Source organism: Gloeothece verrucosa PCC 7822 (assembly GCF_000147335.1).
Taxonomy (GTDB): domain Bacteria; phylum Cyanobacteriota; class Cyanobacteriia; order Cyanobacteriales; family Microcystaceae; genus Gloeothece; species Gloeothece verrucosa.
This window is the reverse complement of the sequence record NC_014501.1, coordinates 4,402,602-4,428,281: the sequence shown is the minus strand read 5'-3', so window position 1 is coordinate 4,428,281 and position 25,680 is coordinate 4,402,602. Positions and strand designations below refer to the sequence as shown.

22 protein-coding genes are annotated in these 25,680 nt (G+C 41.4%); 10 read left to right on the top strand and 12 right to left on the bottom strand.

Annotated features, from left to right (window positions below; all coding sequences use genetic code 11):
• Window positions 1-206 precede the first annotated feature (206 nt).
• From CYAN7822_RS19655 to CYAN7822_RS19645, 3 genes are all read left to right on the top strand, one after another.
• Complete coding sequence (locus tag CYAN7822_RS19655; RefSeq protein ID WP_013324004.1) at window positions 207-1,826, top strand: B12-binding domain-containing radical SAM protein; 1,620 nt, start codon at window positions 207-209, stop codon at window positions 1,824-1,826.
• 140 nt (window positions 1,827-1,966) lie between these two features.
• Complete coding sequence (locus tag CYAN7822_RS19650) at window positions 1,967-4,345, top strand: heavy metal translocating P-type ATPase (RefSeq protein ID WP_013324003.1); 2,379 nt, start codon at window positions 1,967-1,969, stop codon at window positions 4,343-4,345.
• Window positions 4,346-4,375: 30 nt separating this feature from the next.
• Window positions 4,376-4,825 carry an FHA domain-containing protein gene (locus CYAN7822_RS19645; protein ID WP_013324002.1) on the top strand — a complete coding sequence of 150 codons (450 nt, stop codon included), beginning with the start codon at window positions 4,376-4,378 and terminating at the stop codon, window positions 4,823-4,825.
• Here the strand turns inward: CYAN7822_RS19645 and CYAN7822_RS19640 are convergent, their stop codons facing one another.
• Window positions 4,826-5,173: a hypothetical protein gene (locus CYAN7822_RS19640; RefSeq protein WP_013324001.1), complete on the bottom strand. Its 348-nt coding sequence runs from the start codon at window positions 5,171-5,173 to the stop codon at window positions 4,826-4,828. It lies immediately after the preceding gene.
• A gap of 27 nt (window positions 5,174-5,200) precedes the next feature.
• Here CYAN7822_RS19640 and CYAN7822_RS19635 point away from each other — a divergent pair, with 27 nt between their 5' ends.
• Entirely contained in the window at window positions 5,201-6,166 is a 966-nt protein-coding gene (locus tag CYAN7822_RS19635) for a DNA polymerase III subunit delta' (RefSeq protein WP_013324000.1), read from the top strand.
• Here the strand turns inward: CYAN7822_RS19635 and CYAN7822_RS19630 are convergent, their stop codons facing one another.
• The 3 genes from CYAN7822_RS19630 to CYAN7822_RS19620 all read right to left on the bottom strand — a co-directional run bounded on the left by CYAN7822_RS19630 (window position 6,167) and on the right by CYAN7822_RS19620 (window position 10,984).
• Entirely contained in the window at window positions 6,167-7,636 is a 1,470-nt protein-coding gene (locus tag CYAN7822_RS19630) for a cyclic nucleotide-binding domain-containing protein (protein WP_013323999.1), read from the bottom strand. It abuts the gene before it with no gap.
• A gap of 171 nt (window positions 7,637-7,807) precedes the next feature.
• Window positions 7,808-8,992 (bottom strand): MFS transporter, encoded by a 1,185-nt coding sequence (locus CYAN7822_RS19625; protein ID WP_013323998.1) that lies wholly within the window; start codon window positions 8,990-8,992, stop codon window positions 7,808-7,810.
• Window positions 8,993-9,166: 174 nt separating this feature from the next.
• Window positions 9,167-10,984, bottom strand: a complete 1,818-nt coding sequence (locus CYAN7822_RS19620) for an ABC transporter ATP-binding protein (RefSeq protein WP_013323997.1) — start codon at window positions 10,982-10,984, stop codon at window positions 9,167-9,169.
• A 149-nt stretch (window positions 10,985-11,133) separates the two neighbouring features.
• Between CYAN7822_RS19620 and CYAN7822_RS19615 the strand changes: the two genes are divergently transcribed.
• The 3 genes from CYAN7822_RS19615 to CYAN7822_RS19605 all read left to right on the top strand — a co-directional run bounded on the left by CYAN7822_RS19615 (window position 11,134) and on the right by CYAN7822_RS19605 (window position 13,096).
• A complete protein-coding gene (locus tag CYAN7822_RS19615; RefSeq protein WP_013323996.1) occupies window positions 11,134-11,745 on the top strand; it encodes a hypothetical protein in 612 nt (203 codons plus the stop codon).
• On the top strand, window positions 11,739-12,374 hold the full coding sequence (locus CYAN7822_RS19610; RefSeq protein WP_013323995.1) for an RES family NAD+ phosphorylase: 636 nt from the start codon (window positions 11,739-11,741) through the stop codon (window positions 12,372-12,374). Before CYAN7822_RS19615 ends, CYAN7822_RS19610 begins: the two co-directional genes overlap by 7 nt.
• Window positions 12,375-12,523: 149 nt before the next feature.
• On the top strand, window positions 12,524-13,096 hold the full coding sequence (locus CYAN7822_RS19605; protein WP_013323994.1) for an SH3 domain-containing protein: 573 nt from the start codon (window positions 12,524-12,526) through the stop codon (window positions 13,094-13,096).
• A 36-nt stretch (window positions 13,097-13,132) separates the two neighbouring features.
• Here CYAN7822_RS19605 and CYAN7822_RS19600 read toward each other — a convergent pair whose 3' ends face one another.
• The 4 genes from CYAN7822_RS19600 to CYAN7822_RS19585 all read right to left on the bottom strand — a co-directional run bounded on the left by CYAN7822_RS19600 (window position 13,133) and on the right by CYAN7822_RS19585 (window position 19,039).
• The gene (locus tag CYAN7822_RS19600; protein WP_013323993.1) at window positions 13,133-14,464 is read right to left on the bottom strand and encodes a TldD/PmbA family protein; all 1,332 of its coding nucleotides are present in this window, start codon (window positions 14,462-14,464) and stop codon (window positions 13,133-13,135) included.
• 144 nt (window positions 14,465-14,608) lie between these two features.
• Window positions 14,609-16,843, bottom strand: a complete 2,235-nt coding sequence (bchE, locus tag CYAN7822_RS19595) for a magnesium-protoporphyrin IX monomethyl ester anaerobic oxidative cyclase (RefSeq protein ID WP_013323992.1) — start codon at window positions 16,841-16,843, stop codon at window positions 14,609-14,611.
• A 125-nt stretch (window positions 16,844-16,968) separates the two neighbouring features.
• The gene (locus CYAN7822_RS19590) at window positions 16,969-17,664 is read right to left on the bottom strand and encodes a TVP38/TMEM64 family protein (RefSeq protein WP_013323991.1); all 696 of its coding nucleotides are present in this window, start codon (window positions 17,662-17,664) and stop codon (window positions 16,969-16,971) included.
• Between the two features lie 31 nt (window positions 17,665-17,695).
• Window positions 17,696-19,039 carry an FAD-binding oxidoreductase gene (locus CYAN7822_RS19585; RefSeq protein WP_013323990.1) on the bottom strand — a complete coding sequence of 448 codons (1,344 nt, stop codon included), beginning with the start codon at window positions 19,037-19,039 and terminating at the stop codon, window positions 17,696-17,698.
• A gap of 245 nt (window positions 19,040-19,284) precedes the next feature.
• Between CYAN7822_RS19585 and CYAN7822_RS19580 the strand changes: the two genes are divergently transcribed.
• Window positions 19,285-20,241 carry a sulfotransferase family protein gene (locus CYAN7822_RS19580; RefSeq protein WP_013323989.1) on the top strand — a complete coding sequence of 319 codons (957 nt, stop codon included), beginning with the start codon at window positions 19,285-19,287 and terminating at the stop codon, window positions 20,239-20,241.
• A gap of 189 nt (window positions 20,242-20,430) precedes the next feature.
• Here the strand turns inward: CYAN7822_RS19580 and CYAN7822_RS19575 are convergent, their stop codons facing one another.
• Genes CYAN7822_RS19575 through CYAN7822_RS19565 form a run of 3 tightly spaced genes read right to left on the bottom strand, consistent with a single transcriptional unit; the run spans window position 20,431 to window position 22,208 of the window.
• Complete coding sequence (locus CYAN7822_RS19575) at window positions 20,431-21,012, bottom strand: serine O-acetyltransferase (RefSeq protein ID WP_013323988.1); 582 nt, start codon at window positions 21,010-21,012, stop codon at window positions 20,431-20,433.
• A gap of 30 nt (window positions 21,013-21,042) precedes the next feature.
• Window positions 21,043-21,225 carry a hypothetical protein gene (locus CYAN7822_RS19570; RefSeq protein WP_013323987.1) on the bottom strand — a complete coding sequence of 61 codons (183 nt, stop codon included), beginning with the start codon at window positions 21,223-21,225 and terminating at the stop codon, window positions 21,043-21,045.
• Window positions 21,225-22,208 carry a glycosyltransferase family 2 protein gene (locus tag CYAN7822_RS19565; protein ID WP_013323986.1) on the bottom strand — a complete coding sequence of 328 codons (984 nt, stop codon included), beginning with the start codon at window positions 22,206-22,208 and terminating at the stop codon, window positions 21,225-21,227. Before CYAN7822_RS19565 ends, CYAN7822_RS19570 begins: the two co-directional genes overlap by 1 nt.
• Before the next feature lie 222 nt (window positions 22,209-22,430).
• Between CYAN7822_RS19565 and CYAN7822_RS19560 the strand changes: the two genes are divergently transcribed.
• Both CYAN7822_RS19560 and CYAN7822_RS19555 read left to right on the top strand, forming a co-directional pair.
• The gene (locus CYAN7822_RS19560; protein WP_013323985.1) at window positions 22,431-23,150 is read left to right on the top strand and encodes a sugar transferase; all 720 of its coding nucleotides are present in this window, start codon (window positions 22,431-22,433) and stop codon (window positions 23,148-23,150) included.
• Window positions 23,151-23,407: 257 nt separating this feature from the next.
• Window positions 23,408-24,412: a glycosyltransferase family 2 protein gene (locus CYAN7822_RS19555; protein ID WP_013323984.1), complete on the top strand. Its 1,005-nt coding sequence runs from the start codon at window positions 23,408-23,410 to the stop codon at window positions 24,410-24,412.
• Window position 24,413: 1 nt separating this feature from the next.
• Here the strand turns inward: CYAN7822_RS19555 and CYAN7822_RS19550 are convergent, their stop codons facing one another.
• Complete coding sequence (locus CYAN7822_RS19550; RefSeq protein WP_013323983.1) at window positions 24,414-25,613, bottom strand: glycosyltransferase family 2 protein; 1,200 nt, start codon at window positions 25,611-25,613, stop codon at window positions 24,414-24,416.
• Window positions 25,614-25,680: the final 67 nt, after the last annotated feature.

Genomic DNA, 25,680 nt, shown 5'->3' with positions numbered 1-25,680 from the left:
GTACGATATAGAGGGAATAAATGCCTTTGGGTCGGCTTTCATGAGCGGCTAGAAACGGCTGATAGCAGGGCGGTTATCATTTTACCCTGCCCACCGCTAAAAAAAGGGTGGCTTTTAGCCTCTCGCTATTTTTTTGCATATTTCTGCAAATATTAACACTTTTTGGCAAATTTTTCCTGTTTTTTAAACGTGAGGAGTCACCGAGAATGACAATTAATCAAATGCCAAATCCCACCGGGAAAACCCGCTACATTCCCCAAACTAAACGACGAATTTTATGTATTTTTCCCAAATATAGCCGCTCGTTTGGCACATTTCATCATGCTTACCCCTTAATGGGTAATGTAAGAGGGTTTATGCCGCCTCAAGGAATTTTAGTGGTGGCTGCCTATTTACCCAGTCAATGGGAAGTGCGTTTCATTGACGAAAATATTACCCTAGCCAAGAAAAAAGATTATCAATGGGCCGATGTGGTGATCGTCAGTGGGATGCACATTCAACGCCCCCAAATTAACAGAATTAATCAACTCGCCCATGCAGAAGGCAAAATTACCGTGATTGGTGGGCCTTCGGTTTCCGGATGTCCAGAATATTATCCAGATTTTGACCTGCTTCATATTGGCGAGTTAGGGGATGCCACCGATGAGATGATTAAATATATTGATCGTCATCATCAACGTCCAGCCGCACAAATTCGCTTTGAAACCCGAGAACGTTTACCTCTGCACGAGTTTCCCATTCCAGCCTATCACTTGCTCAAGCTGAATCAATACTTTATTGCTAGTGTCCAATTTTCCAGTGGCTGTCCTTATCAATGCGAATTTTGTGATATTCCCGCCTTATATGGGCGCAACCCTCGCCTAAAAACCCCTCAACAAGTCTTAGCCGAACTTGATGCCATCATCGCCGCCGGCAATCCGGGGGCCGTATACTTTGTAGATGATAACTTTGCCGGTAATCGTCGCGCACTAGCCGAATTATTGCCGCATCTCATTGACTGGCAAAAGCGCAATGGTTATCCCGTTCAATTTGCTTGTGAAGCCACCCTTAACCTGGCCCAGAGTCCAAAAATCCTGGAAATGATGCGCGAGGCCTATTTTGGCACCGTTTTCTGCGGCATCGAAACCCCTGAACCCCAAGCGTTACAGGCTATTTCTAAACAACATAACCTGAGTATGCCAATTTTAGAAGCGATTAAGACGCTAAATAGCTACGGGTTGGAAGTGGTTTCTGGAATTATCATTGGTTTTGATACCGATACCCCAGAAACGGCCGAACGAATTTTAGAATTTATTCGCCGCTCTCAAATTCCCATGTTAACCATTAACCTCTTATACGCCCTACCGAAAACGCCTTTATGGGAACGTTTAGAACGAGAAGGAAGATTAAATTTTGCTGAAAATCGAGAATCTAATATCGAGTTTTTAATGCCTTATGAACAAGTCGTCGCCATGTGGCATCATTGTATTACTAAGGCCTACGAGCCAGAGTATTTGTACGAGCGATTTGCTTATAATATAAAGCATACTTATGCTAATCGTATTCGGGTCCCCAATAGTCCGGCTCGGACCTCTGCGGCTAATATCCGTAAAGGATTAACCATCTTATTGAATTTGTTAATTCGGGTGGGAATATTTAGTCATTATCGGCAAACCTTTTGGAAATTGGCCAAAAGTGCTTTCAAATCGGGAGATATAGAATCCCTCCTCGGTGTGGGTTTAGTGAGTCACCACTTAATCTATTTTGCGGCTGAGTGTACTCAAGGACAAGAATCAGCCTCTTTTTACTCTCAAAAGGTGCGAACTGTTGAGTTAACTAACGCTTAATTTTTGAGCCAGCATAGTGCGGAACTCGTTCCGCACCCCAGTCAATGATTAGAGAAAGATTACGATTCATTTTCGAGTCTTTTCTCTAAAAAGACTGCTGTCTAAGATTAAAAGTAGGAGAAGTTTAGGATAAGAATTTAATGGTACAAATCTCCCCCCAATCGGAATTAAACACCACTCAACCCTCATTAGCTACAGCTATTTTAGACGTAAGAGGCATGAAATGTGCAGGCTGTGTCAAAGCCGTTGAACGCCAACTGAGTCATCATCAAGGCGTGATTTCGGCCTGTGTGAATCTAATCACAGAAGTGGCAGTGGTGAAATATGCACCTGATGAGATTCAACCGCAAGTCCTGGCCGAAAAACTGAGTGCCATCGGTTTTCCCAGCGAACCTCGTAGCGAATCTAACCACAGTGCCAAACGTTATGTAAGCGCCGCACAACGCCACCAACAACAAAGACAGCAACAAATTCGGGGGCTAGTAGTAGCCGCTATCTTATTAATTTTCTCCACCATTGGACATATTAGCCATATTGGGGGACCCAGCATTCCCTTGTTCAGCAATATCTGGTTTCATTGGGCACTCGCTACAGGGGCGCTGTTAATACCAGGCCGTTCTATTCTCGTGGATGGTTGGCGAGGATTAAGGCACGGAATGCCCAATATGAATACTTTAGTCGCTTTAGGAACCATTAGTACCTATCTCACCAGTTTTTTTGCTTTGATCTTTCCTCAATTAGGATGGGAATGCTTCTTTGATGAACCGGTGATGTTATTAGGGTTTATTCTTTTAGGACGTACCCTAGAAGCGAAGGCCAGAGGTCGCGCTTCGGCTGCCATAGAAGCCTTATTTGCCCTTTCCCCTCCCCTTGCGCGTTTAATTGGCGATCCTCATAGTACCGAAGCCGGCATCGAAATTCCGGTAGAACAGGTGCGTGTAGGAGAATGGATCAGAGTTTTAGCCGGAGAAAAAATTCCGGTTGATGGTGAAGTGGTGGTAGGACAAACAAGCGTCGATGAATCGATGATCACCGGTGAATCTATGCCGGTGGCCAAACAAGCCACAGAAGCGGTGATAGGCGGCACATTAAATCTCTCTGGTGCCATTACCCTAAAAGCAACTCGAGTGGGAGAAGATACCACCTTAGCTAAAATTATCGCTTCAGTGGAAGAGGCGCAAACCCGTAAAGCCCCCGTACAACAGTTAGCTGATACGGTAGCCGGTTATTTTGCCTATGGGGTGATGATTATTGCTTCAGTGACTTTCTTTTTTTGGGATTTCATCGGCACAAAGTGGTTCCCTGATGTTTTGATGGGGATGTCTTCGGGAATGGAACATCAAATGTCTATGTCGGATATGACGATGACCACCACGCCCCTATTATTGAGTTTAAAACTGGCCATTTCCGTCTTGGTGATTGCTTGTCCCTGCGCCCTCGGTTTAGCCACGCCTACGGCAATTTTAGTGGGGACTGGTATCGGGGCAGAACGAGGATTATTAATTAAAGGAGGTGATATTTTAGAAAAAGTTCATCAATTAGATACAGTAATTTTTGATAAAACCGGTACCTTGACCATTGGTCATCCAGAAGTGACAGATTGTATTACTCTTGGGGAGATCACTTCAGATAAATTGCTACAATTAGCCGCTACAGTAGAAAGTGGCACCACTCATCCATTAGGAACCGCCATTGTAGAAGCGGCTCAAATAAAAGAATTACCCTTTTTAGAGGCCGCACAATTTGCCACTGAAGCCGGCTTAGGAATATCGGCTGTAGTAGCGGGAAAATTAGTATTAGTGGGCAATCAGCAATGGTTAGAGTCCCATCAAATCGAACCCTCAGCGACACTTGAGGCTAAAGTTCAAAGTTTACTCAAAGAAGGAAAAACGGTAGTTTATGTAGCCGTTGCCGGCAAATTAGCGGGAATTATGGGCTTACAAGATGTTTTAAGAGCCGATGCCCAACAAACCGTAGAACAGCTTAAAAAAATGGGCTTAAGGGTGATGCTTGTCACCGGAGATCATCAGGAAGTGGCTGAGATCATTGCAGGGAAAATTGGCATTACTGAAGTATTTTCCGGAGTAACTCCCCAAGAAAAAGCAAAAATCGTTGAATCCCTGCGGCTAGAATCGGGTGATCAAAAACCCGCCATCGTAGCTATGGTAGGAGATGGAATTAATGATGCTCCCGCCTTAGCCAGCGCGGATATTGGTATTGCTTTACATGGGGGTACAGAAGTCGCCCTCGAAACAGCCGCTATTGTATTAATGCGTGAACGTTTACTAGATGTGGTCGAATCGATCCAATTAAGTCGAGCGACTTTCCAAAAAATTCGTCAAAATCTGTTCTGGGCTTTGGGATATAATACATTTGCTATTCCCATTGCTGCGGGTTTATTATTGCCCCCTTTCGGGTTTGTCCTCAGTCCGGCGGCTTCGGCGGCTCTAATGGCCTCGAGTTCCGTTATGGTGGTGACTAATTCTTTGTTGCTACATCGTCAGTTTTCCCAGTCTTAAGTGGAACGAAAAAAATGTCAAAATGAAATAATGACTTACCAATCTACAAGCCAACAAAAACAGCATTTTTTGATTGTCGAAGACGACAAAGGACGATGGGAAATCTCTTTGACCGAACCTTCTTATAGTCTCGGGAGATCTCCCGATTGTGATATTCGTCTTCGTTCTCAGTTTGTTTCCCGTCATCACGCCACTTTAGTGCGCTTTGTCAAAGACGACGGGCAAAGTTATTACCGCATTCTCGATGGAGATGGTAAAGGTAGACCCAGTGCTAATGGTTTACGCATCAATGGACGTAAAGTCCAAGGTTGTGACCTTAAACACGGCGATGAAGTAGTTTTTAGCCCTCAAGTGGTGGCTGTTTATCAATACCGTCAACGAGACGAATTTACTACCCAACCCGGCAATGATCCCTTTGATATTACCCTGATTGATCCAGCCATGATGATTAATGATGACGATATCACAGAATTTCAGTAATTAGCTAGGAACGCTCTCCACTAATTGCCATTGATAATCTTGAGCAATAACCTCTTGAACTCCATTAAAAAGTTGGCTACAATGGTTATCTCTTTGTAGGGGAAGTTCATCATTTTTGACCACTAATGACAGTTGAACTTGGCTTGGGGTAGCGGTTGTACTATCGATGAGAACTTCAACCGTTACCAGTTTAGAAAATGGTACTTTGCCCGGCATTTCTCGCGCCATCATATAATCCTGGGTATGATATGTCACTTCAAAGTCGCAACCAGTGAGTAATTCCTTAAGTAATGCTTCTAGTTGTCCCAGAGAGGTTTTAACGATATAAGAACAGGTATAACGAGCCATGATGATTAAAATTTAACAGTTTATCTAATGAGTGATTTTAAGAAACTGGTTGGTCAGTTGGCAGCAATTGAGTTACTCCAGTGTGCGATCGTCTATAATCGCATAGCACCAGCTTATTTGTTTGTTGGTGCTGCCGGGGTAGGACGAGGATTAGCCGCTAAATGTTTCACTTGTTGCTTACTGAGTCTAGGACTTCCCATAAGGCAACATCTTCTCATAGCACACAAAGTTGATCAAGGTAATCATCCGGATTTATTGTGGATACAACCGACTTATCAGCATCAAGGGAAATTCCTCACGGCGGCTGAAGCGCAAGAAGCCGGTTTAAAACGTAAGTCTCCTCCCCAGATTCGCATCGAGCAAATTCGAGAAATTACCCGTTTTTTGGCTCGTCCTCCTCTAGAAGCCCCCCGTACAGTGGTAGTTATTGAAGAGGCACATACCATGACTGAAGCGGCGGCTAATGCTTTATTGAAAACCTTAGAAGAACCGGGAAGAAGCACGTTAATTTTAATTGCTCCTAGCAGCGATTTGTTGTTACCCACTTTGGTTTCTCGCTGTCAACGTATTCCTTTTTCTCGACTGTCTGACGGGGAAATGACGACGGTTTTAAAGAATAATGGCTATGAGATAATTTTAAATTATCCTGAATTATTAGGCATTGCTCAAGGAAGTCCAGGAGAAGCTATAGCGGCTTATGAGCAATTACAAAGTTTTCCTGAAGCTTTAAAAAATCGATTAAATCATTTACCGAAAACTCCCATTGATGCGTTAGAGTTGGCTAAAATTTTGGCTCAAGAATTGGATACTCAGACTCAGTTATGGCTAGTAGATTATCTGCAATATTCTTATTGGCAAAAGTGGAAAAATCAGCAGTTATTAAAAGTTTTAGAAAAAACTCGTCAAGGGTTATTAGCTTATGTACAACCTCGTTTAGTTTGGGAGTGTACTTGGTTAGAAATATCGAATCACTTTGATGCGATTAAGGCATAGTTAGCTTAGAACAAATAGTCTTGTTAGCCGCTTACGTGCCCAAGAGATTATATTATTATCGTCTTCATCAACTCCAATTAATCCCATTTTTCTTAACTGCTGTTGTCGTTGAGTTAATTCTTCTTTATGTTTTCCTAATTCATTGATAATCACTTCTGCTAAGTCGGTATTTTCTTGTAAAATTTTTTGGAAAGCTTTTTGATTAATCACAAATAAAATGCTAGGTTCTATGGCTTTAACAGAAGCCGTTCTAGGAATCCCCAAAATTAAAGAAAGCTCTCCAAAAAAACAACCGGTTTGTAAGGTGGCTAAATGTTTATTGATTTTAGGAACAAAGACTTCTACCGCTCCTGATAAAATAATATAAAAAGCATTTCCTGGGTCTCCTTCATTAAAAAGAATGTGACCTTGGTCTAGTTTTTTGCGGTAACCTGCTTCTATTAACTGGCGTAATTCTAGATCTGTTAATGTTTCAAAATATTTTACTTTTTTTAACAGATGACGGACAGATACAGGTTTATTATTAGAATAATAGTCAGATAAATTATGGCTTAAAACTAAAGAAGATGGAGACTTCGGTTGAGAATCAATGAAAATAGGAAAAGCAAAAGAGGGTTCTTTGATAGATAAATCCTGGCTATAATATATTTCTATTCCTTCTTGCCTTAAATAATATTCTATCCCATGATTAAGGGCATTTTTGGTGTAATCTTCATCTCTAATATTTTGTATCCAAACTTGAAGCTCAAATAGGCAATAATTACTTTCAAATGCTTTAAAAACAAGTTGAGGATGAGGTTCTTGTAAAACAGTAGATTCCCGATAAGCCGCATTTAAAACCGTTTCAGAAAAAAGAATTAGATCGGCATTTTTATTGACCTTTAAAGAGATTATTATCCGATTTTTTTTTGCTCCATAACTCCAATTCAGAATCGGAGATATCACCAAATAGCTATTAGGTAAGATTAAACTTCCTCCATCTTTAGTTTCAACTACTGTTGATAATAACGTAATTTTCGTTACTGTTCCCTGTAAATCTTTAAATTCTTGTCTAGCTCCAAATTGAATAAAATCATTAACTTTAATAGAGCGTCCTAAAAGGACAATTAAACCACTGATAAAATCTCGCGTAATACTTTGAAGTCCAAAACCAATACCGATTCCTAATCCTCCGGCTACTACGGCTAATGAAGCAAAATCTAAGTTGATCGCTTGTAAAATTATAATGGCTCCTATTACACCAGTTGAGTAGGCAATTAAAGTCGAAAAAGCTTCTCGATTTCCTACATCAAATCCGAGTTTAGCTAAGAGCCATTTTTTGCAGAATTTTTTTATTATACTAATAATAATAATAAGAAATATAAAAGATATAATTATCTGTAAAATATAGACTAAAGAAAAATTTTGTTTGCCTAACTTAAACAAAGAATAGTTCAATAAAACATTGGCTGTTTCTAAAAAATTTTGCATGAGGGAATAATTGTGATTAACTTAAAATTTCCAAGGATAGTCACTAAAATAACTAAAAAAGGGCTAAATTTAGGTTAAGAAAAGGTTAAAAAACGAGTAAACGTCAACAAACCACTAAATTTTTAGTCTAAGCTCAAGATTCTTTAGTCTCGCTCTTGTACTTTACTAATATTAAGACTGACTTTTAGCCGCTTGCAGACTAACCACCAAAAGCACTGGAATTGAAGCGAGTTGAAAGACCACAGAAAAAGCCACTAACCAAAGAGAATTAACATCATAAAGAATGCCCATGATCGCACTACCGGCAAACCAAGCTAAACCATAACCTGTATTAAAAATACCATAAGCAGAGCCGCGTCTTTCTATAGGCACTAATCCAGCGACAACCGCTTTTAAGACAGATTCTTGTGCCCCCATCCCGATCGCCCATAATACCATGCCCCAGATAGCCCAATTAGGATTGCCTAAAAAGATCACCGGTGCAAACCCAGAAGAAATAAACGCCGCCAGCATTAAAACATTCACCCCTACCCAGTCAAATAACCTTCCAAAAATTAACGCCGCCACCGCATCTACTCCCATAGCAAAGGCATACAATAGGGCAATGGTACTAGGAGTCAAGTGAATTTGTTGCTGAAAGTGCAAAGCCAGTAAGGGAAAATCCGCAAATCCTGCCGCAATTAAAGCTACTGCCCCTAAATAAATCCAGAAAACCCGGGGTAAACCTTCTCCTTCTTGTTTTACCGTTTCTTCTTCAAATTCTCGGGGGTTGGGATACAACAATTGCGCCACTAAAACGACGATCAATCCCAATACAGCCGGGATAACTAAAATCGCAAATCCTCCTTGATAACCCTTTCCCCAAGCTATCATCCCCGCAACCGCTAAAGGACCAATTACTGCACCGGTTTGATCCATTGCTTCATGTAACCCAAAGCCAAACCCTTTACCCACATTAATCGCCGCATGAGAGAGTAATACATCTCTAGGGGGTGTACGAATGGCTTTACCGACTCTTTCTGCGATCATGAGTGCGGCTGCGGTTTCCCAACGTCCGGCAAAGGCTAACAGAGGTACCACGCCGGTATTAATAAAGTATCCTAGGGTTGTAATCAGCCAATATTTTTGCGTGCGATCGCTCATATATCCGATTACTAAGCGCAATCCATAGCCGATTAATTCTCCTAAACCAGCCACTAACCCTACTACCGTTCCCGATGCGCCTAAAAATCCTAAATATGCACCGGTAATACTCCTAGCTCCCTCATAAGTTGCATCAGCGCATAAACTGACAAAACCTAAAATAAAAATAAATTTTAGTGCAGAAGAATTATATTTTTGAGTTTGTACCACCATTGTAAGCTTATGACTAGATAGCAATTAGATGCACAATCCAATTATATTGGCTAAAGAAATCATTTAACCTTTAATTAATCTTTAGTTAATCTAACTCATCAGCTTTGATCACCCCTCTAAAAAATAGAGACGTTGCCACTAACGTCCCTACTGAAATTCAGAGATTTTATGGATTTAAGCCAATAATTCCCCCGTTTCTTGTAACGAGTGAAGACGATGATAAATGCCTTGATGGTTCAATAATTCTTGATGATTGCCTACCTCAACAATTTGTCCATTATCTAATACGACAATCTGATCGGCTTCCCGAACGGTACTTAATCGGTGGGCAATAATAATAGTTGTTCGAGTGCCTAAAATTGAATTCATAGCTAACTGAATTGCTCGTTCTGATTCATAATCTAAACTCGAAGTTGCTTCATCAAAAACGAGAACATCTGGGTCAACAATTAACGCTCTTGCAATTCCTAAGCGTTGTCTTTGTCCACCTGATAAACGTACTCCCCGCTCCCCAACAACGGTATAATATCCGTGAGGTAGCTCATCAATAAATTCATCCACTCGGGCAATTTTACAGGCTTCTTCGACTTTTTGAAAACTGACGCTAGGATTGCCATAAACGAGATTATCTAATACTGTTCCATTAAAAACATCTACCTCTTGATGCACAATCGCTAGTCGCCGCCGATAAGCCGCAATGTCTAGTCTTTGAATCTCTTCTCCATCGATTAAAATTTGTCCATTGGTAGGTTCAAAATAGCGAAATAATAACTTGACTAAAGTGGATTTTCCTGACCCAGAACGACCCACTAAGGCAACAGTTTGATAGGGTTGTATGAGAAGATTAATGTCTTTGAGAACAAGACGATTTGAGTGATAGCCAAAACTGACATGAGAAAATTCTATCTTCCCCGTGAATTTATAGGGATTAGCGGCAATAGATTCAGGCTCTATACTCCCTGCATCTGTTCCCGAGGGAAGCTCCATAAACTCATGAAGACGCGCGAGAGAACTATAACGACGAGAAAAAATTTCGGCGACTTGGCTAATGGGTTCGAGTTCGGCATAAGCCATACTTGAAACGGTTAAGGTGGTGACAAAATGCCCCAGAGAAATATGGCCATTAACGGTTTCTATGAGGGTAAATAAAAGAACGGAAAAAATGGATATTTGAACAATGGTTTTTTGCCAAATTACTAATTTGATATAGCCAAGATGAATTCGGTAAACTACAAATTTGTATTGCCGCTTTAAACGTTGTACTTGACGTTTAAATTCCGAGGCTTCGGTGGCAAAAGCTTTGACGGTTTTAATGTTGGTAATAATCTCAGAAGTCCGACTTTCGGTATTCTCCATGTATTTGTCTAACACTTCCTCTAGAGCAATCAACTTCTGTAGATTTTTCAGAGACAAGATGAGAATAATAATAAAGGAGACAAGAAAGGCAATAGCAATTCGCCATTCAATTAGCCAGATGACTAAGAATATTCCCAACACCCGCACTAATTTGGGAATGAACTGTCCGGCGATTTCTGGATAAGTCCAAAGGTGATTTTCAACCCCCCGACTAATTCGGTTGGCAATCCGTCCGGGGTTGTGTTCGTCGTAAAATGCTAAAGGTAAAGTGAGAATTTTAGCAACAATCTCCCGCAAATGCTCCTGACGCGCTTTCAAGGAGATTAGCCAATGATACCAGAGCGTTAACCAAGGTTGTACGGGTGCTTTAACCACTGTGACGATAAAGATTAACCCGAGTAATACTCCTAATGAGAGGAGTTGGCTTTCTCGGAGTTGGGTTAGAGTGGCAAAAGAAGTGATTAAAGTTTGGATAGGCCGATCTAGCGGCTGGTGGGATAGAACATTTAAACTTTGTCCAATGACGTAAGGTACAACTAAATCAATCAGTTCAAAAATACAGGATGCGGCGATGCTAAAGATGGCAATCGCTCTATAGGATCGATAGTATCCGATAATATCTCTAAAGGAGGCCATATCGGTTGATGGGTTTATACCCTTGTAAAGGTGGTAATTTTTACTATACTACAGATGTTACAAAAATTACCCGTCAAGGGCAACTTGACATCTCTTACAGAATTTTCTAGATTAAAGGTAATCTTGACATTTCTTACAGGAGGGATGCCATGCAAGCGAGTTTAGACCCGCAAGAAATCAAATATTTAAATATAATCAAGAGCTTAACTCCTGATGAGCAAAAAATTTTAATAGATGAACTAGAAAAGCTCGCTAACAGTTTGAAGAAAAAGACTTCTTCATCAAATTCATCAAAAGATAAGTTAGTAAAAGCATTAGTCGGTCGGACCTTTACTGCAACTGAAAAAACGCAATTAAATATAAAAACGTTAGTGCAATATTTTCAGCGTCGGCGAGAATTACTCGAGAATGCTTTAACCGCACCTGAAGTAGCTGAATTACTAGGAACTTCTCGTCAAACTCCTCATGAACACGAAGTGTCGCTGCGCGTTCGCCTTAAAAATCAAACCCTGCTGGCCATAAAAGATAACGGAGCATATCGTTTTCCGGTTTGGCAGTTTGATCCAGAAGGTCCTGATGGCGTAATAGAAAGTTTACCCGATGTCCTTAAAAGTTTGCAAGTCTCCGATTTTGCTAAGCTTAATTGGTTAGTTCGTCCTAACCCTTATTTAGGTGGCTTAACTCCAGTAGAAGCTCTAAAACAGGGAGAAAAAGAACGAGTGATTGAAGAAGCTCAAGGTTTAGGAGCATTAGATTGGTAAAAATTGCTCCACCTCCTCCGATTAATTCTCCTTCTCCTATTATTTATGAACTATCTGTAGACGATTACATCATCCGAATTTTTGACCCAACAAAATATCAAACACAAGCACTTACTTTTCGTTATTACGGGCCGATAAGCCGTTTCGATCATCATAGAGGTTCTTTAAATAATCCTCAAAATGATTCGGAACGGGGTATTTATTATGCCGCATTTACTTTATCAGGATGTTTAGTAGAATGTTTTGGAGATACTGGGGTAATTGAAATTAAAGATCAATGTGTTGCACAAGTTCAGTTAACTCGGACTATTAAACTGTTAGATTTGCGAGGGTCCGCAGCAATGAAAGCCGGTTCAGTCGCGGCATTAGCTAAAGACGCTGATAGAAAACTTACTCAAACTTGGTCACGTTATTTTTATGAGCAAGACTCTATTTATTCTGTAGTTGACGGAATTATTTATTATAATGCTCACAATGATGAGAAAGCGGTCGCACTCTTTGAACGAGCAAAAAGTGCCCTATTTTGTCCACCTGAGCAAGTGATTCGCCTTGACGATCCCGAATTAACTGCTGGTATTGAAGAAGCCGCCTTAAACAATAATTTAATCATTCAGCCATACACAAAATAAAATTTTTTTCCGTTACTAATATGACATAAATTACTCTATAGTTAACTGATATTATAGTTTTAAGATAAGTCGAAAAAAGTTAGCTGTAACAAAGTTCTACACCTAAATATTGCTTGCTGAACACATAATCGGTGAACCCAGAGGTTAAGATGAAGATTCGCTGCAACGGCATAAGCTGGTTTGTTAGTGGTGGTATTGGCTTACTCAGTTTAGGGGCCTTAGTATTACCCATCAACGCACAAAGTTTTCCGGACTGTTTTATGAAAACTCACACCGGAGAAGTGGTCAACTTGTCCTCAATTTGTGGCAAAAAGGTAGTGCCCCCTGAAGTTAACCCGACACAAGTTACAAGGCAACAAACTCCCCACAGAGTCAATTTAATGCTTTCTGATAGCTTGAACGATACTGCACCCGGACAGTACCTTCAAAGTGGACGTTATAATACATCTATTCGCCTCGGAACTTTCACGCCTGCATACTCTGTTAGTGGGTTATCGGTTCAACTGAATTCTTACACTCAATGGAAACAACTCAGTGATGTTTCTTCTCTGCGTTCAGATCCCTTTGGCGGTTCCTTGGTGGGACAATTGCATAGAGGTGAACCAGTACGAGTTTTTCGTGATACCCGGACCGATAATTCGGTTTATGTAGAAACCCTAAACGGGCGGCGAGGTTGGATAGATACCTGGGCTTTGCCTGATGCGTCTGGTCTTTTGCCGTAACATCTGAGTCTGTTGTTTCTGCTGGCCTGGGGTAGTTTATACACTATCGGTAACACTACTAAAATTAAACGCCTTGACCCGAACCCCAGGCACGACACGGTTACCAAAGCGTTGTACAGAAGAGACCCCATCCACATCTCGCAACATGGCCGGCAAACACTGATTAAACCTCAAATTTTTGATCGGATAAGCGATTTTTCCCTCTTCTATCCAGAAAGTTCCATCTCGGGTCATGCCCGTTACTTCTAAAGTCCTAGGATTAACATATCTAACATACCAAGCACGACTGACTAAAATGCCTCGCTCAGTCTGAGCAATTAAATCTGACAAACTTTGCTTTGAGCCGGCCATTACCATCGGAAATAAAGCGCCTGTGGGCTGTTTGCCCTGCTGCTGTGCCCAATAGCGGCTATAGGATAAATTTTCAGCAATTCCATCTTTGATAATCTCTAAATAATGATTACTCAAACCATCCTCAAAAAAAGTGCCGCTTTGTAACAAAGGATGGGCAGGGTTTCGACTAACCTGTACCAAAGGACTAAATAGCGCCTCCCCTAAACGGTTTCCTGCCGCTTTTCCTTGTTCGTCTATGCGGGACATAAATGATCGCCCTTCATCGGCTGCCCGGGCATCTAAATTGCCAATTACCCAGGATAATAACTCGGCAAAAGCCGCCGCCTCAAACACCACCGGATAAACATCCGGTTGAATCTCTTGGGGGTTTCGGGAAGAGAGGGCCCGTTTAATCACGGTTTCTGTGGTCCCCTCCAAGGGGATCAAATCAATGCCTGTGGCACTATGACTCGACCAACTCGAACCGCTATCAACCCGGGCTGTAATACCAAAATTAGCTTCAGTCGTACAATTATACCCAGACAAACCCAAAGAATTGCCTACCGCTTGTACCTTCGTGCCAGTGCTGAGGGTTCCCGAACCTTCAACCCCTGCCTGACTACACCACTGACACACTTGTTTAACTTTTTCTCCCCTTTCTAAGGGGGAAAGTTCTGCCGTGTATGGATCGTTTGCCGGCAGACGGGAATCATACTCAATGGGAGAGAGTAACGGAACCCATTCGGGATCTTCTGGTACGACCCGGGCAAGAGTTTCTGAACGTCTCAGGGTTTGAGTAATGGCTTGAGGATCGAGTTCGTTGGTAGAAACGCTGGCACTTCTTTGTCCGAAATAGCTGGTAATGCTGAGATTGAAATTACTCTTATGGATATTTTGGCTGATCTGGTTTTCACTGTAGCGGCTTAAAGCTGACTCATGGGCATTGATATGAACGAAAACGCCGTCAGATTCTGATTGGCTGATTACTGACTCGATTATTGATAGTGCTTCAGAGGGGCTTAAAGGGGTCAGCATTAGCAATTGATAACTATTAGTTATTTTTGTGGATTTTTTTGACTTTCAATAATTATATCAACAATGGGAAAAGGGGGAAAGGGATGCTGTCGTAAAGCCAACCCCAAACCCCTTTAACCTTTTCGCGATGCTGATGTTAACTATTTATACAGCAAGTGCTTTGAGAGGTTTTTGGATCAAATCACTAATATAAAGTCGGTTGAGAATATTGGCCAGATGGGTTTTAATCATATTCAGGGTTATCCCAAGCTGTTGCGCCATCTCATCCGATGAAGTTCCTTCTGCAATTAACCTCAGCACTTCTAACTCAGTTTGCGTCAAAATCGTTTCGCCTTGATAGTTTTTCACCAACAAGAGAATTTTTGAAGCGATCAGAGGGTGAAGGTAAAATTGACCCGCGTGGGTGAGTCGAATGGCTTCTACTAGCTGCTCAATGGGGGCGGTTTTTAAACAGTATGATTGTGCCCCGGCAGCAATGGCCGCCAACACTTCATGGTCATTATCAGTTTCAATCAACATACAGAGTTTTAGCGATGAATTTTCAGAAGTTTCCTGAACTTGCTGAAACGCTTTAATCAACTCTACCCCACTCTTATCCGGTAAACTCACGTCTACCAGGGCCACATCTCCCCCCGCCACCGAGGTTAACAATACCAACCCCGTGTCAGCATTAGTGGCTTCGCTGTAGATTTCTATGCCCGTTTGTGAGCGCAGCGCTTGACGTAGTCCCACTCGCTTTTGTTCCTCATCTTCAATCAGAAAAACGTGGATTTCCGAGTGAGTTTCACTCTGCTGATGTAAATGAATTTCAGGTAAGTCAGCCGGCGCACCACAAGCTGAAATAGTACCAACAAAATTTACATCCGCGCCGAGTTCAGGATGAGCTTGCTTACGTTGGGCGATTTGTTCGCGGGTAAGAATTTTAGACTCATCGAAACCGAAATCAATTTCAGTGTGTAGTCCTTTTTGTTTGACTCGCTTGAGGTTGTAGAAGCGTTTATTTAGTGTCGTCTGCAAAAATGCCCAAAGACAACCGAGTAAATAACGACGCTTAAAAGGGTCTTTCTCAAACCAATATTCTAGAGTCTTCCACAGGTAAAAGCGGGCGTAATTGTGTAGCACTCCTTTGAGTAACTGTTCCCGGGTAATATTATCCGGCTTCATAATCGGCGTGACAAAATTATAGTGGGAATAGTCCCGCACTTCCACCTTATCCCCTACATCCTCAAACAATTCCGAAAACGGCCAGGGCGTGAACATATTCCAATTGGTCATGTCCGCCTTCCAATCTCGCGCCATGCGATAGGTTTCTTCAATGGTTTCTAGGGTTTCATTTTCTAGCCCCATAATATACTGAACTTCGGCTACGATGCCGTTTTCTCGCAACAGCCGCACGGCCCGCTTATTATCTTCTATAGTAGTTTCTTTGCGGAATACATTTAAATTTAACTGGGCGGCGGCTTCAGTGCCTAAAGAGACGTGAACCAATCCGGCTTGACGATAGAGGGGTAATTCTTTTTCATCTCTGAGAATATCGGTGACTCGAGTATTAATTCCCCAGTGAACATTTAATTTGCGCTCAATTAATTCTTTACAGAGGGCGACAAAACGCGGCTTAGTAATGGTGGGTTCTTCGTCAGCTAAAATGAAAAAGCCGACGTTGTGTTCTTTAACCAGATATTCTATTTCATCGACAAAGTTTTTCGGGGTGCGGGAGCGATATTTGCGCCAAAATTTCCACTGAGAGCAAAAACGACAACGGAAAGGACAGCCTCGGGCAAAGTTGGGCACAGCTACCCGTACATTGAGCGGCGTATAGATATATTTATTCCAGTCCAGCAGGGTCCAATCTGGGGTAAGAGTATCCAAATTTTTGATAGGAGGATGAGCGGGAGTAGCAACCACTTGACCGTTTTCACAGAAGGCGATTCCTAGAATGTTGTGGCGGTCTTTTACATCCGTTCCGTTGGCGATGGCACTCAATAAATTGACGGTAATTTCTTCTCCTTCTCCTCGAATAATGTAATCCACCCAGGGTGCTTCGTTGAGAACCTCATTATACATATAGGTGGGATGAACGCCCCCCATAATGGTCTTGGCGTTGGGACAGACTTCTTTAACTATTTGTAGGGTGCGCTCAGATTGGTAAATCATTGGTGTAATGGCCGTTGCCAACACCACATCGGGTTGATTCTTGGCAATAATATCGGCTAACACATCATCAGGAATGTAATTGGTCATGGCATCCACAAAGCGGATATTATCAAATCCGGCTTGTTTCAATGCCCCACCAACATAAGGAACCCAACTCGGCGGCCAGTTTCCGGCTATTTCAGCCCCTCCCGAGTGATAGTTGGGTTGAATCATCAATATACGCATAATCTACCTCGTTTGTTTTTAGCTTAGATAAGCTACTGGGTAATTGTCTGCTGATCGTATCCATTTAATAACTATATAGGAATGTAGTATTTTTGTGAATCAATGTTATAAAAATTGATTACTCATCATAAATCTTTATTTTTCTGAGGTTCTTTGTGAATTTCCTTAAGAATTTGGGGAGGCAATTGACGACGGCGACGATACCAAGTCGCTACCCCGACTAACATTCCTGTTAAGGTAAAAGCGAGGGTGAGAGGAAAAATATTACCTTTGCTGAGAGCTTGTAAACCGGCTCCCATCATGACAAAAGGAAGAATACCCGGCAGAGTGCCTAGGGAGGTTCCTAGTAAATAATCTCGAAAACGAATAGAAGTTAATCCCGCCGCGAAATTAACAATGCCATAGGGAATAATCGGTAATAAACGAATAGCGAACATATAAAATAGCCCTCCTTGACGCATTTCTGCATCAATGGCTTCCCATCGTCCGGCTAACTTGTTAGCAATATAATCTCGTCCAATGGTACGAGTAAAAGCAAAAGAAACTACAGCCGCCACGATAGCCGCCAGCGTGGTCCATAATGTTCCCCACCAGACTCCGAATAAAGCGCCACCGCTTAAATTAAGGGGTGTAGAAGGTAGGATTAAAATCGTTCCTAGGGTATAAAGAATGATGTAAATAATGGGTGCCCAAATGCCCATTTTTTTGAGCCAAGCTTGTATTTGTTCTGGTGCTAAACCTCCTAATAAGTAAATGCCTATCGCTGTGGCGGCAAGACAGATCAGAGTCAGTAAGATGATAGTGGTTTTCGCTTTTGTCACGCTGGCTAGTCCTGTGGTCGAATATATTAATTTAAACAGAAACGGCTCTTTCTAACCAAGCACGCATTTTACCGGGATTCATTAACCCATAAGGATCGACCTTCTCTTTAAAAGCTAATTGTTCTGGATCAATAACTTTTCTGCCGCCATCTTCGAGAATATAAGTGTGAGGATTAGCAATGCCGGCTCCTTGTTCTTCATGATAACGGATGATTTCATTTAATCGTTCTTCTGTGGTAAATCGGATCAATTGTAGGCCGGCCGGAATGGCTTTACCGCCAACACGCAAAAACTCTAAATGAATCATGGCTTCCTCGCCAAAATAATCATACATCTGCTCAACTCGTTCTAGGGTAAAGTAAAAGGTTTGGAGATAAGTCAGATTAGGGTCAATACTACGCGCGTGAAGCGTGGTATGATTCCAGGTAAATTCTAATAAACTGCTGCCTTTGGTGGCTTCAGTGGCCGTTTTTTGGTAAGTGATCTCGCCGCCATATTCTTTCACTAAGTTTTGAAAAGGTTCTAAATCATATTGCGAAATCATTAATAAAGCGGCGTGTTTTCCTTGGGGAAGATAATCTTCCAGTGCCGTCAAATAGGAAGGAATTGGCCAAGCCTGAATAGTGATCAATTTTTTGACAATTCCATCGCTATCTCCTAGGGCTTGACCAAAGCGGGCGGCTCTCATAAACTGATCGAAAATAACAATCAGTTCTACCCAGGGATAAGCGGGAGCCAAGGGAATTTCTAATTCAGTAATAATGCCATTCGTTCCATAGGCGTGATTGACTTTTTGCACATCATCGCCTCGTAACTCAAGAATACGAGGTTCATCCTCTAGCGTCACTACTCGCACCGCCTGAAGATTGCCGCGATCACGTAATTGTCCATAAGTAATTGACCCCATTCCGGCGCTTCCCCCACCGATAAAGCCGCCAATAGTTGCTGTGCGGTATGTCGAGGGAGCCATGCGTAATTCCCAACCGATTTCTCTGGCTTTTTTATCAAATGCTGCCATTTTAACCCCAGCTTCGACACAAGCGAGTCCAGGTTCAAGAGAGCGAATTTGATTCATTTTAGTGGTATCGAGGACCACCCCGCCTTCGAGGGGAATACATTGTCCATAATTGCCGGTGCCTGCGCCTCTCACGGTGAGAGGGACTTGATATTTTACACAAGTTTGAGCGATTTTTAAGACTTCTACTTCATTAACTGGACGAACAACCAGATTGGCTCGTTTATTATTCAGTTTTTTTGACAATATCGGGCTAAAATGATAATAATCAAGGGATAGTTTACTGAGTTGAACCGCATCAGTAATAATTTCTAGTTCGGCGAGTTCAGAAATAATACTTGGCCAGTTAGTCGCGCTCATGATTTGGCTATTGAATAAAAAACTTTCTTTTAAGTAAGATAGCGTTTTTTTTATGCCCTATCCCGATTTTTTCAAACCGAAAAACCTTGTGCTTTACTCTTTTGAGAACCACTATAGTGTTTTGAGAAACCTCTATTAAGTTTTAATTTAAGAAGAATAATTTTGTTGACAAGTGTTGGCTTCTATGATAGATTTTATTGATTGAAAGGTGAATTATCATTTAATTAATTAATTAAATTCCGCTAATGAATATAAAAGCTAACTGCATTGAAAGTCCTATTTTTTTGGTGGGTGCAGAAAGATCAGGAACAACTCTACTTAGACTGATGCTCGATCATCATACTCAAATTGCTTTCAATTCAGAATTTGACTATGTTATTGAACAGGTATCAGATTCAGGAGATTGGCCTGAGCTTGAGCAATATTATGAATTTCTAGACTTCATGCGATATTTTCCCGAGGCCAGCTATGAGATTGATCGTAGCCTAAGCTATCCCGAACTGGTTAACAGTTTTTTAGTTCAGAAAAAAAACCAAGCCGGTAAACCTATAGTAGGTGCTACAGTTCATCACCATTTTGATCGATTGTTATGGATCTGGCCTAAGGCTCGATTCATTCATATTATTCGTGATCCCAGAGATGTGGCCCGTTCTTGTATAGGAATGGGTTGGTCCGGCAATGTCTGGACTGGAGTTGATCGTTGGTTAGAGGCAGAAAAAATTTGGGAAAATCTACAACAGCGTATTCCTGAAGACCGAAAAATAGAGATTAAATATGAAATTTTAATTAAAGATTTCGCCGCTACTCTGACTCGTATTTGTGAATTTATAGGGGTTCCCTATGATGAAGCAATGCTTGATTATGCTAAAAAAACCACTTATAAATCTCCCAATTCGAGTTTAGTTCAACAATGGAAAACTAAACTATCTAAACAGCAAATCCGCTTGGTAGAAAGCAAAATTGGTAAACGGCTGACTGAGAGAGGCTATGAATTAAGCGGACTTCCTCCATTAACTGTTACTCCATTGATGGAACGTCAACTGAAACTCCAAGATTGGTGGTATCGTTTCCAATGGCGTATCAAACGTTTTGGGCTACCTTTGTTCTTATCTGATTTTTTGTCTCGTCGTCTTAGAATTGAAGGATGGCAAAAACAAGTCAAGTACAAAATGAATGCCATAGCCATCAATTATCTTCAATAAATCAAATTAAAAATACAGGGCACACTGATCAGAGATATTTCCTTTTTTGAGTGCCCTGCTAACTTTTTGCTTATTTTGAATGAAACTTAATTAAAGCTAATTTCGGGTTAAGACGATTTTTAAGCTAATTTTAGGATGGAATGATTGTTTTACTCAAACACAGCATCAGGGTTTGAGCTTATGTCGAACTCAGATTAACTGACTTTTTTTTGATTTAATCAATTTGGCGGGAATACCAACGGCTGTCTGACCAGCAGGAATATCTGATAACACCACAGCATTTGCACCAATATTAACATCATCCCCTAAAACTACATTGCCTAAAATTTTTGCTCCCGCCCCAATATTAACTCGCGCCCCGAGTTTCGGAGCCTCTAGGGGGCTATCAAGATATCGATTTCCTAAAGTCACTCCTTGTCGAATAATACAGTCATCGCCAATGATAGAGTTTCCGTGTATAACAATACAGCTTTCATGTTCAATAATGACGCGGCGGCCTAACTGAACCGTATAAGGCAAGTCAATTCCATAAACATTACGAACAAACCGATATAAGGTTCGGTAAAAAAAACTAAAAGGCACCCTTAAAAACTTCGGTTCTATCTTCATTCGCCAAACGCCAAAGCGTTGAACGGCTACGGCTCTAAATCCGGGTTTTGTCCAATCTCGTCCATGAGCAATCCAGTCTTCTTTAATTTGTTCCCATAAACTTAAAGAAGATTCTTCAGCAGACAGAAATTTATTGTGGTCGGAAACATTTTCAGCAATCATAATTAATTTCTCAATTCCAAGATAGCAATTTTAAAAAACAATCTTCACTGGGGAAAGGCCAAAGGGTTGAACAGCTACGGTTCTAAATCCGGGTTTGGTCCAATCTGGTTCATGAGCCATCCCGTCTTCTCTAATTTGTTCCCATAAACTTAAAGAAGATTCTTCAACAGACCGAGAAGGTTGGTGAGTGGGGAAATTTTCGCAAATCATCATTAATTTGTGAATTTAAAGATAACGCTATTAAACAAGAAATCTTGTAGTAAATAAGGAGGATCATTATCAGCTTTTCTTTGGAAAAAGGAGCGAATTTTCCACAAACAAAAACCGGTTAACCATAGAATATCAGTTAAGACCGCATATAGCCAGCCATAGTTTTTGACAAAAAATCGTTTTCGAGAATCGAACCAATATTTAGGACGGCGTTTAGGGCGTTCCTTGGTAAGAGTCACGCCTGAACTTTGTCCGACTAAATGTACCACTCGACTCTCAGGAACATACCAACAACTCCAACCAGCACGATTAGCCTGTAAACAGAAGTCCAATTCCTCATAATACATAAAATATTGTTCATCTAACAAACCAATAGACTCAAAGACTTCCCGACGAATGATCATACTCGCGCCAGCTATCCAGTCTGTTTGGCAAGTGCTATCAGAAACCGGAGGCGCAATAATTTTAGGTCCTAGGATTTTTGAAATGATTCCCAGTCGCAAACCCGAATCTAACTCGCTCCAAATCGTCGGAAAACGAAAAGCCGACCTTTGAGGAGTACCATCTGGGTCTTCTAAACGACTCCCTGCAATTCCGACATGGGGATGCTCATTCATAAAATTGATCAGATATTTTAGGGCATCTGAACGCACTTGAGTATCTGGATTAAGCAAAAGAATATAATCGGGTTTATCGGCCGATGCAAGCGCAGGACGAATGGCCAGATTGTTTCCATAGGCGAATCCTCCATTATAGTCCGAAGGGATGAGAGTTACCCAATCTTGCCATTGTTGAGAGTTGATCGCTGTCTCAATTTGCTCTACTGATTGATCCCCCGAATTATTGTCCACTACCACCACTTTAGTATTGGGTAGTGCCTGAATTTCCCCAACTAGAGAATGTAAGCAGTCAATGGTCAGCTTCCCTGTTCGGTAATTGACGATAACAACTAATAAAGATGGATGTTCTTTAACTTCAGAAAGCATAAAAATTTTGGTGCAAACAAAGTTGACTTGAGTCGTTTAATAGACCTGATCTGGTTATGTTAGATTATATGGCCTGTCTCTAGAGTTTCTATCCTTTAATTTTAAAAATCCGAAAATATACATAAGTTATACAAAGACTAACATTTACGATGACCTAAGCTCCAACATCAGTCCTGTATCATCGTAATTGTAAGCAAACATAAGTTATAAAAACTTTAGGTAATGACGGCTTATTCTAAAGTGTCTTGTTCTGAACCAGTTAATAGCCCTTTTGTACAACCTTTATACCAACAAGGGCAATTTAATAGTATATACCAAAATCCTTCAGCCCCCCTACATCCTTCGGTAAGTTGTAAAATTAAACGCGCTATCGATGTGCTTGGGGCTTTGTTCGGTCTAGGACTAACGATAATAATTGCTATTCCAGTGGCTATAGCGATGGCAATATATGATCCAGGTCCATTGCTTTATCATCAAATTCGTTGTGGTGTCAATGGTCGTCCTTTCCGGATTTGGAAATTCCGCTCGATGATTGTCGGCGCTGACCAAATGAAACATCTGATTGAAAACGAAGCTAATGGACATATTTTTAAAAATGAAAATGATCCTAGAATCACTCGCGTAGGAGCCTTTTTACGTCGAACCAGTTTAGATGAATTTCCTCAATTTTGGAATGTTTTAGTCGGGGATATGAGTTTAGTGGGAACTCGACCCCCCACTCCTGATGAAGTCAAAAACTACGAACCCCATCATTGGGAACGCTTAAAAGTTAAACCCGGAATTACCGGAGAATGGCAAGCTAACGGCCGATCAACCGTCAAAGACTTTGAAGATATCGTGCAAATGGATATTCACTATCAACTTAAATGGTCAATCTTCTATGATTTACAGTTGATCGCCAAAACGGTTCAAGTGGTCTTCAACAGAACCGGTGCTTGCTAATTAATGAGTTCTATCTCTCAAAAACTATAGATAGTTAAATACAGTCCCTAAAAATCTAATTTTCTTTTCATTAGTACACTAACTTGGAGACGGTTTTACCCATTTTGCTTTTAATAAAGCTCTTATTGAGATTTCACCTAGGTAGATTTTAATGCTAAGATCGTTGAATCGGTAAGTTTCGCTACCCATAAGTTCCTAAAAGACTAGCGGCTCATCCTGACGATGTATTGCTACCAACTCAAATTTTAGTTGATTTTATGAATTTAAATTCAGATGTTGGCATTGTAGCCATTGGACGTAATGAAGGAGAACGGTTACGTCGATGTTTCTTATCGCTAATGGATTTTTCCAGTCAAATCGTCTATGTAGATTCCGGCTCCACCGATCATAGTCAAGACATCGCACGTTCATTGTCTATAGATGTGGTCAATCTGGATTTGTCGATCCCCTTTACCGCCGCCCGAGCTAGAAATACCGGCTTGGAACGTTTGCTATTGCTTAATCCTAACATTAAGTTTGTGCAGTTTGTTGATGGAGACTGCGAAGTGGTGCCAACTTGGCTCAACGTTGCCTATCAACAATTACTCGCTCATCCTGAAATCGCGGTGGTCTGTGGTCGTCGTCGCGAACAATTTCCCGAAAAATCTGTTTATAATCGCTTGTGTGACCTCGAATGGGATACCCCTGTAGGAGAGTCTAAGTATTGTGGTGGAGATGCCATGATGCGAGTATCAGCTTTAAAACAGGTTGGGGGCTACAATGCTCAACTCATTGCCGGTGAAGAACCCGAACTGTGTGTTCGTCTCCGCCAACAGGGCTGGAAAATTTGGCGTATTGATGCAGAAATGACGCTTCATGATGCACAAATGCTGCATTTTCATCAGTGGTGGAAGCGCACTATTCGTAGTGGTTATGCTTACGCACAAGGGGCTTATTTACACGGAAAACCCCCTGAGTGCCATTGGCTCAAAGAAAGCCGCCGTATTTGGCTGTGGGGGTTAATTATTCCGTTATTATCTTTGAGTCTAGCCCCCTTCTCTCAGGGCTGGAGTTTAATTTTATTGGTGGCTTATCTGTTACTGACTTACCGAATTATCCAAAGTCAATTAAAACGGGGATTAAGTTTTCAAGAGGCTTTTGTCTATGCCCTATTTTGTGTCATTGGCAAATTTCCTCAGCTACAGGGGCAAATCCAATTTTGGTTGAATCAGTTTCGGGGTAAGCAAAATCCCTTGATTGAATATAAGCTTTCCCCCAATTAGCTTAACTGTTGAGGGATTCCCGTTCCGTTTTGACCCATTTTTTCTCAGGTTTCAGCAATAAAGCCACGTAAAGCGGAATTTTCCAGAGTAAATATCCTGGAATACCTAATAAAGCTGTTCCAGGAAGTTCTTTACTCGCAAATTTAAACCAACCTCCTAGGATCGCTGTGAAAATCATCAAGCCAGCTAGGGATAAAATCCCAAGAGGCAGCCAAATCCCTAGGAAAAGGCCGGCACCGATGGCAATGATTAACCCTAAACCCCAAAGCATGACTAATAAAGAAAGAGGAGGGACACCAATTTCTAAAGCTAGAGCCAATAATTCAAAACGCCGTTGAGCCAAGGCTGCCATCCCTAACTGCGGAACCTGAGTCAGTAGGGTTTGAACATGACCATGTTCCCAACGAGTTCTCTGGGTTGTTGCCGCTTTTTGCTGTTGGGGAAGAATGCCGATCACTTTTGCGCTGCGACAAAATCTAGGGGCATAACCGGCCAGTGCTAAATCAATCCCTAGCTGCATATCTTCGACTAAATTCCCACTAGCCCATTGAACTTTATTGATGACAAACCAAGGGAATGCCATACCGGTTCCGGCCAATAGACAGGGTAATCCCATACCAGCTAATCCCGTCGTCCTCACTTGGTTTTTGACAATAAAAGCCAGAGCCGAAACAATGTCTTTTGGTTGCGAAACCGCAGGTTTTTCCATCACATAAGTGGCTTGAATAGGCTTTTGTTCTTTTAATGCCATACTGACCAATTGTTCAATGCTGCCCTCAGTGACTTGACAGTCCGCATCTATAATCACCACCACATCAGGAGGATTTAACGCTAAATAACGTAAACCAAAATCTAGAGCATATCCTTTACCTCGTTGTTCAGGTTCAATTCTCTCAATTACCTTAACGCCAAATTGGGCAGCAATAGCGGCTGTCTCATCAGTACAATTATCGGCAATAACAACAATCGATTCAGGAGAGCTAACTTGATTGATGAGAGAAGCTAAGGTGGTAGCAATGACCAATGCTTCATTATGAGCAGGCACTAAAACCCCTATTTTTGCCGCAGGAGTGGTTTCAATTTTGTCGATGAGCGGGGCAGGGAGTAGTATCGCTATAGTGCATTCCACAAATAAAACTAGGCTGGGAATTAAAAGCACGATAGCCAGAGTATAGGTAATAACTTCAATAAAAAGCTTCATTTACATCAAGAAGACTTAACTAAATTATTTAATTGGCACTTGCTCAGGCTTTGGCTCTTTAGTGATC

What these genes read in the sequence shown, in the direction of transcription:
- CYAN7822_RS19655 (WP_013324004.1), top strand. Translation starts at nt 207, where the DNA reads ATGACAATTAATCAAATGCCAAATCCCACCGGGAAAACCCGCTACATT.
- CYAN7822_RS19650 (WP_013324003.1), top strand. Translation starts at nt 1,967, where the DNA reads ATGGTACAAATCTCCCCCCAATCGGAATTAAACACCACTCAACCCTCA.
- CYAN7822_RS19645 (WP_013324002.1), top strand. Translation starts at nt 4,376, where the DNA reads ATGACTTACCAATCTACAAGCCAACAAAAACAGCATTTTTTGATTGTC.
- CYAN7822_RS19640 (WP_013324001.1), bottom strand. Translation starts at nt 5,173, where the DNA reads ATGGCTCGTTATACCTGTTCTTATATCGTTAAAACCTCTCTGGGACAA.
- CYAN7822_RS19635 (WP_013324000.1), top strand. Translation starts at nt 5,201, where the DNA reads ATGAGTGATTTTAAGAAACTGGTTGGTCAGTTGGCAGCAATTGAGTTA.
- CYAN7822_RS19630 (WP_013323999.1), bottom strand. Translation starts at nt 7,636, where the DNA reads ATGCAAAATTTTTTAGAAACAGCCAATGTTTTATTGAACTATTCTTTG.
- CYAN7822_RS19625 (WP_013323998.1), bottom strand. Translation starts at nt 8,992, where the DNA reads ATGGTGGTACAAACTCAAAAATATAATTCTTCTGCACTAAAATTTATT.
- CYAN7822_RS19620 (WP_013323997.1), bottom strand. Translation starts at nt 10,984, where the DNA reads ATGGCCTCCTTTAGAGATATTATCGGATACTATCGATCCTATAGAGCG.
- CYAN7822_RS19615 (WP_013323996.1), top strand. Translation starts at nt 11,134, where the DNA reads ATGCAAGCGAGTTTAGACCCGCAAGAAATCAAATATTTAAATATAATC.
- CYAN7822_RS19605 (WP_013323994.1), top strand. Translation starts at nt 12,524, where the DNA reads ATGAAGATTCGCTGCAACGGCATAAGCTGGTTTGTTAGTGGTGGTATT.
- CYAN7822_RS19600 (WP_013323993.1), bottom strand. Translation starts at nt 14,464, where the DNA reads ATGCTGACCCCTTTAAGCCCCTCTGAAGCACTATCAATAATCGAGTCA.
- bchE (WP_013323992.1), bottom strand. Translation starts at nt 16,843, where the DNA reads ATGCGTATATTGATGATTCAACCCAACTATCACTCGGGAGGGGCTGAA.
- CYAN7822_RS19585 (WP_013323990.1), bottom strand. Translation starts at nt 19,039, where the DNA reads ATGAGCGCGACTAACTGGCCAAGTATTATTTCTGAACTCGCCGAACTA.
- CYAN7822_RS19580 (WP_013323989.1), top strand. Translation starts at nt 19,285, where the DNA reads ATGAATATAAAAGCTAACTGCATTGAAAGTCCTATTTTTTTGGTGGGT.
- CYAN7822_RS19575 (WP_013323988.1), bottom strand. Translation starts at nt 21,012, where the DNA reads ATGATTGCTGAAAATGTTTCCGACCACAATAAATTTCTGTCTGCTGAA.
- CYAN7822_RS19570 (WP_013323987.1), bottom strand. Translation starts at nt 21,225, where the DNA reads ATGATGATTTGCGAAAATTTCCCCACTCACCAACCTTCTCGGTCTGTT.
- CYAN7822_RS19565 (WP_013323986.1), bottom strand. Translation starts at nt 22,208, where the DNA reads ATGCTTTCTGAAGTTAAAGAACATCCATCTTTATTAGTTGTTATCGTC.
- CYAN7822_RS19560 (WP_013323985.1), top strand. Translation starts at nt 22,431, where the DNA reads ATGACGGCTTATTCTAAAGTGTCTTGTTCTGAACCAGTTAATAGCCCT.
- CYAN7822_RS19555 (WP_013323984.1), top strand. Translation starts at nt 23,408, where the DNA reads ATGAATTTAAATTCAGATGTTGGCATTGTAGCCATTGGACGTAATGAA.
- CYAN7822_RS19550 (WP_013323983.1), bottom strand. Translation starts at nt 25,613, where the DNA reads ATGAAGCTTTTTATTGAAGTTATTACCTATACTCTGGCTATCGTGCTT.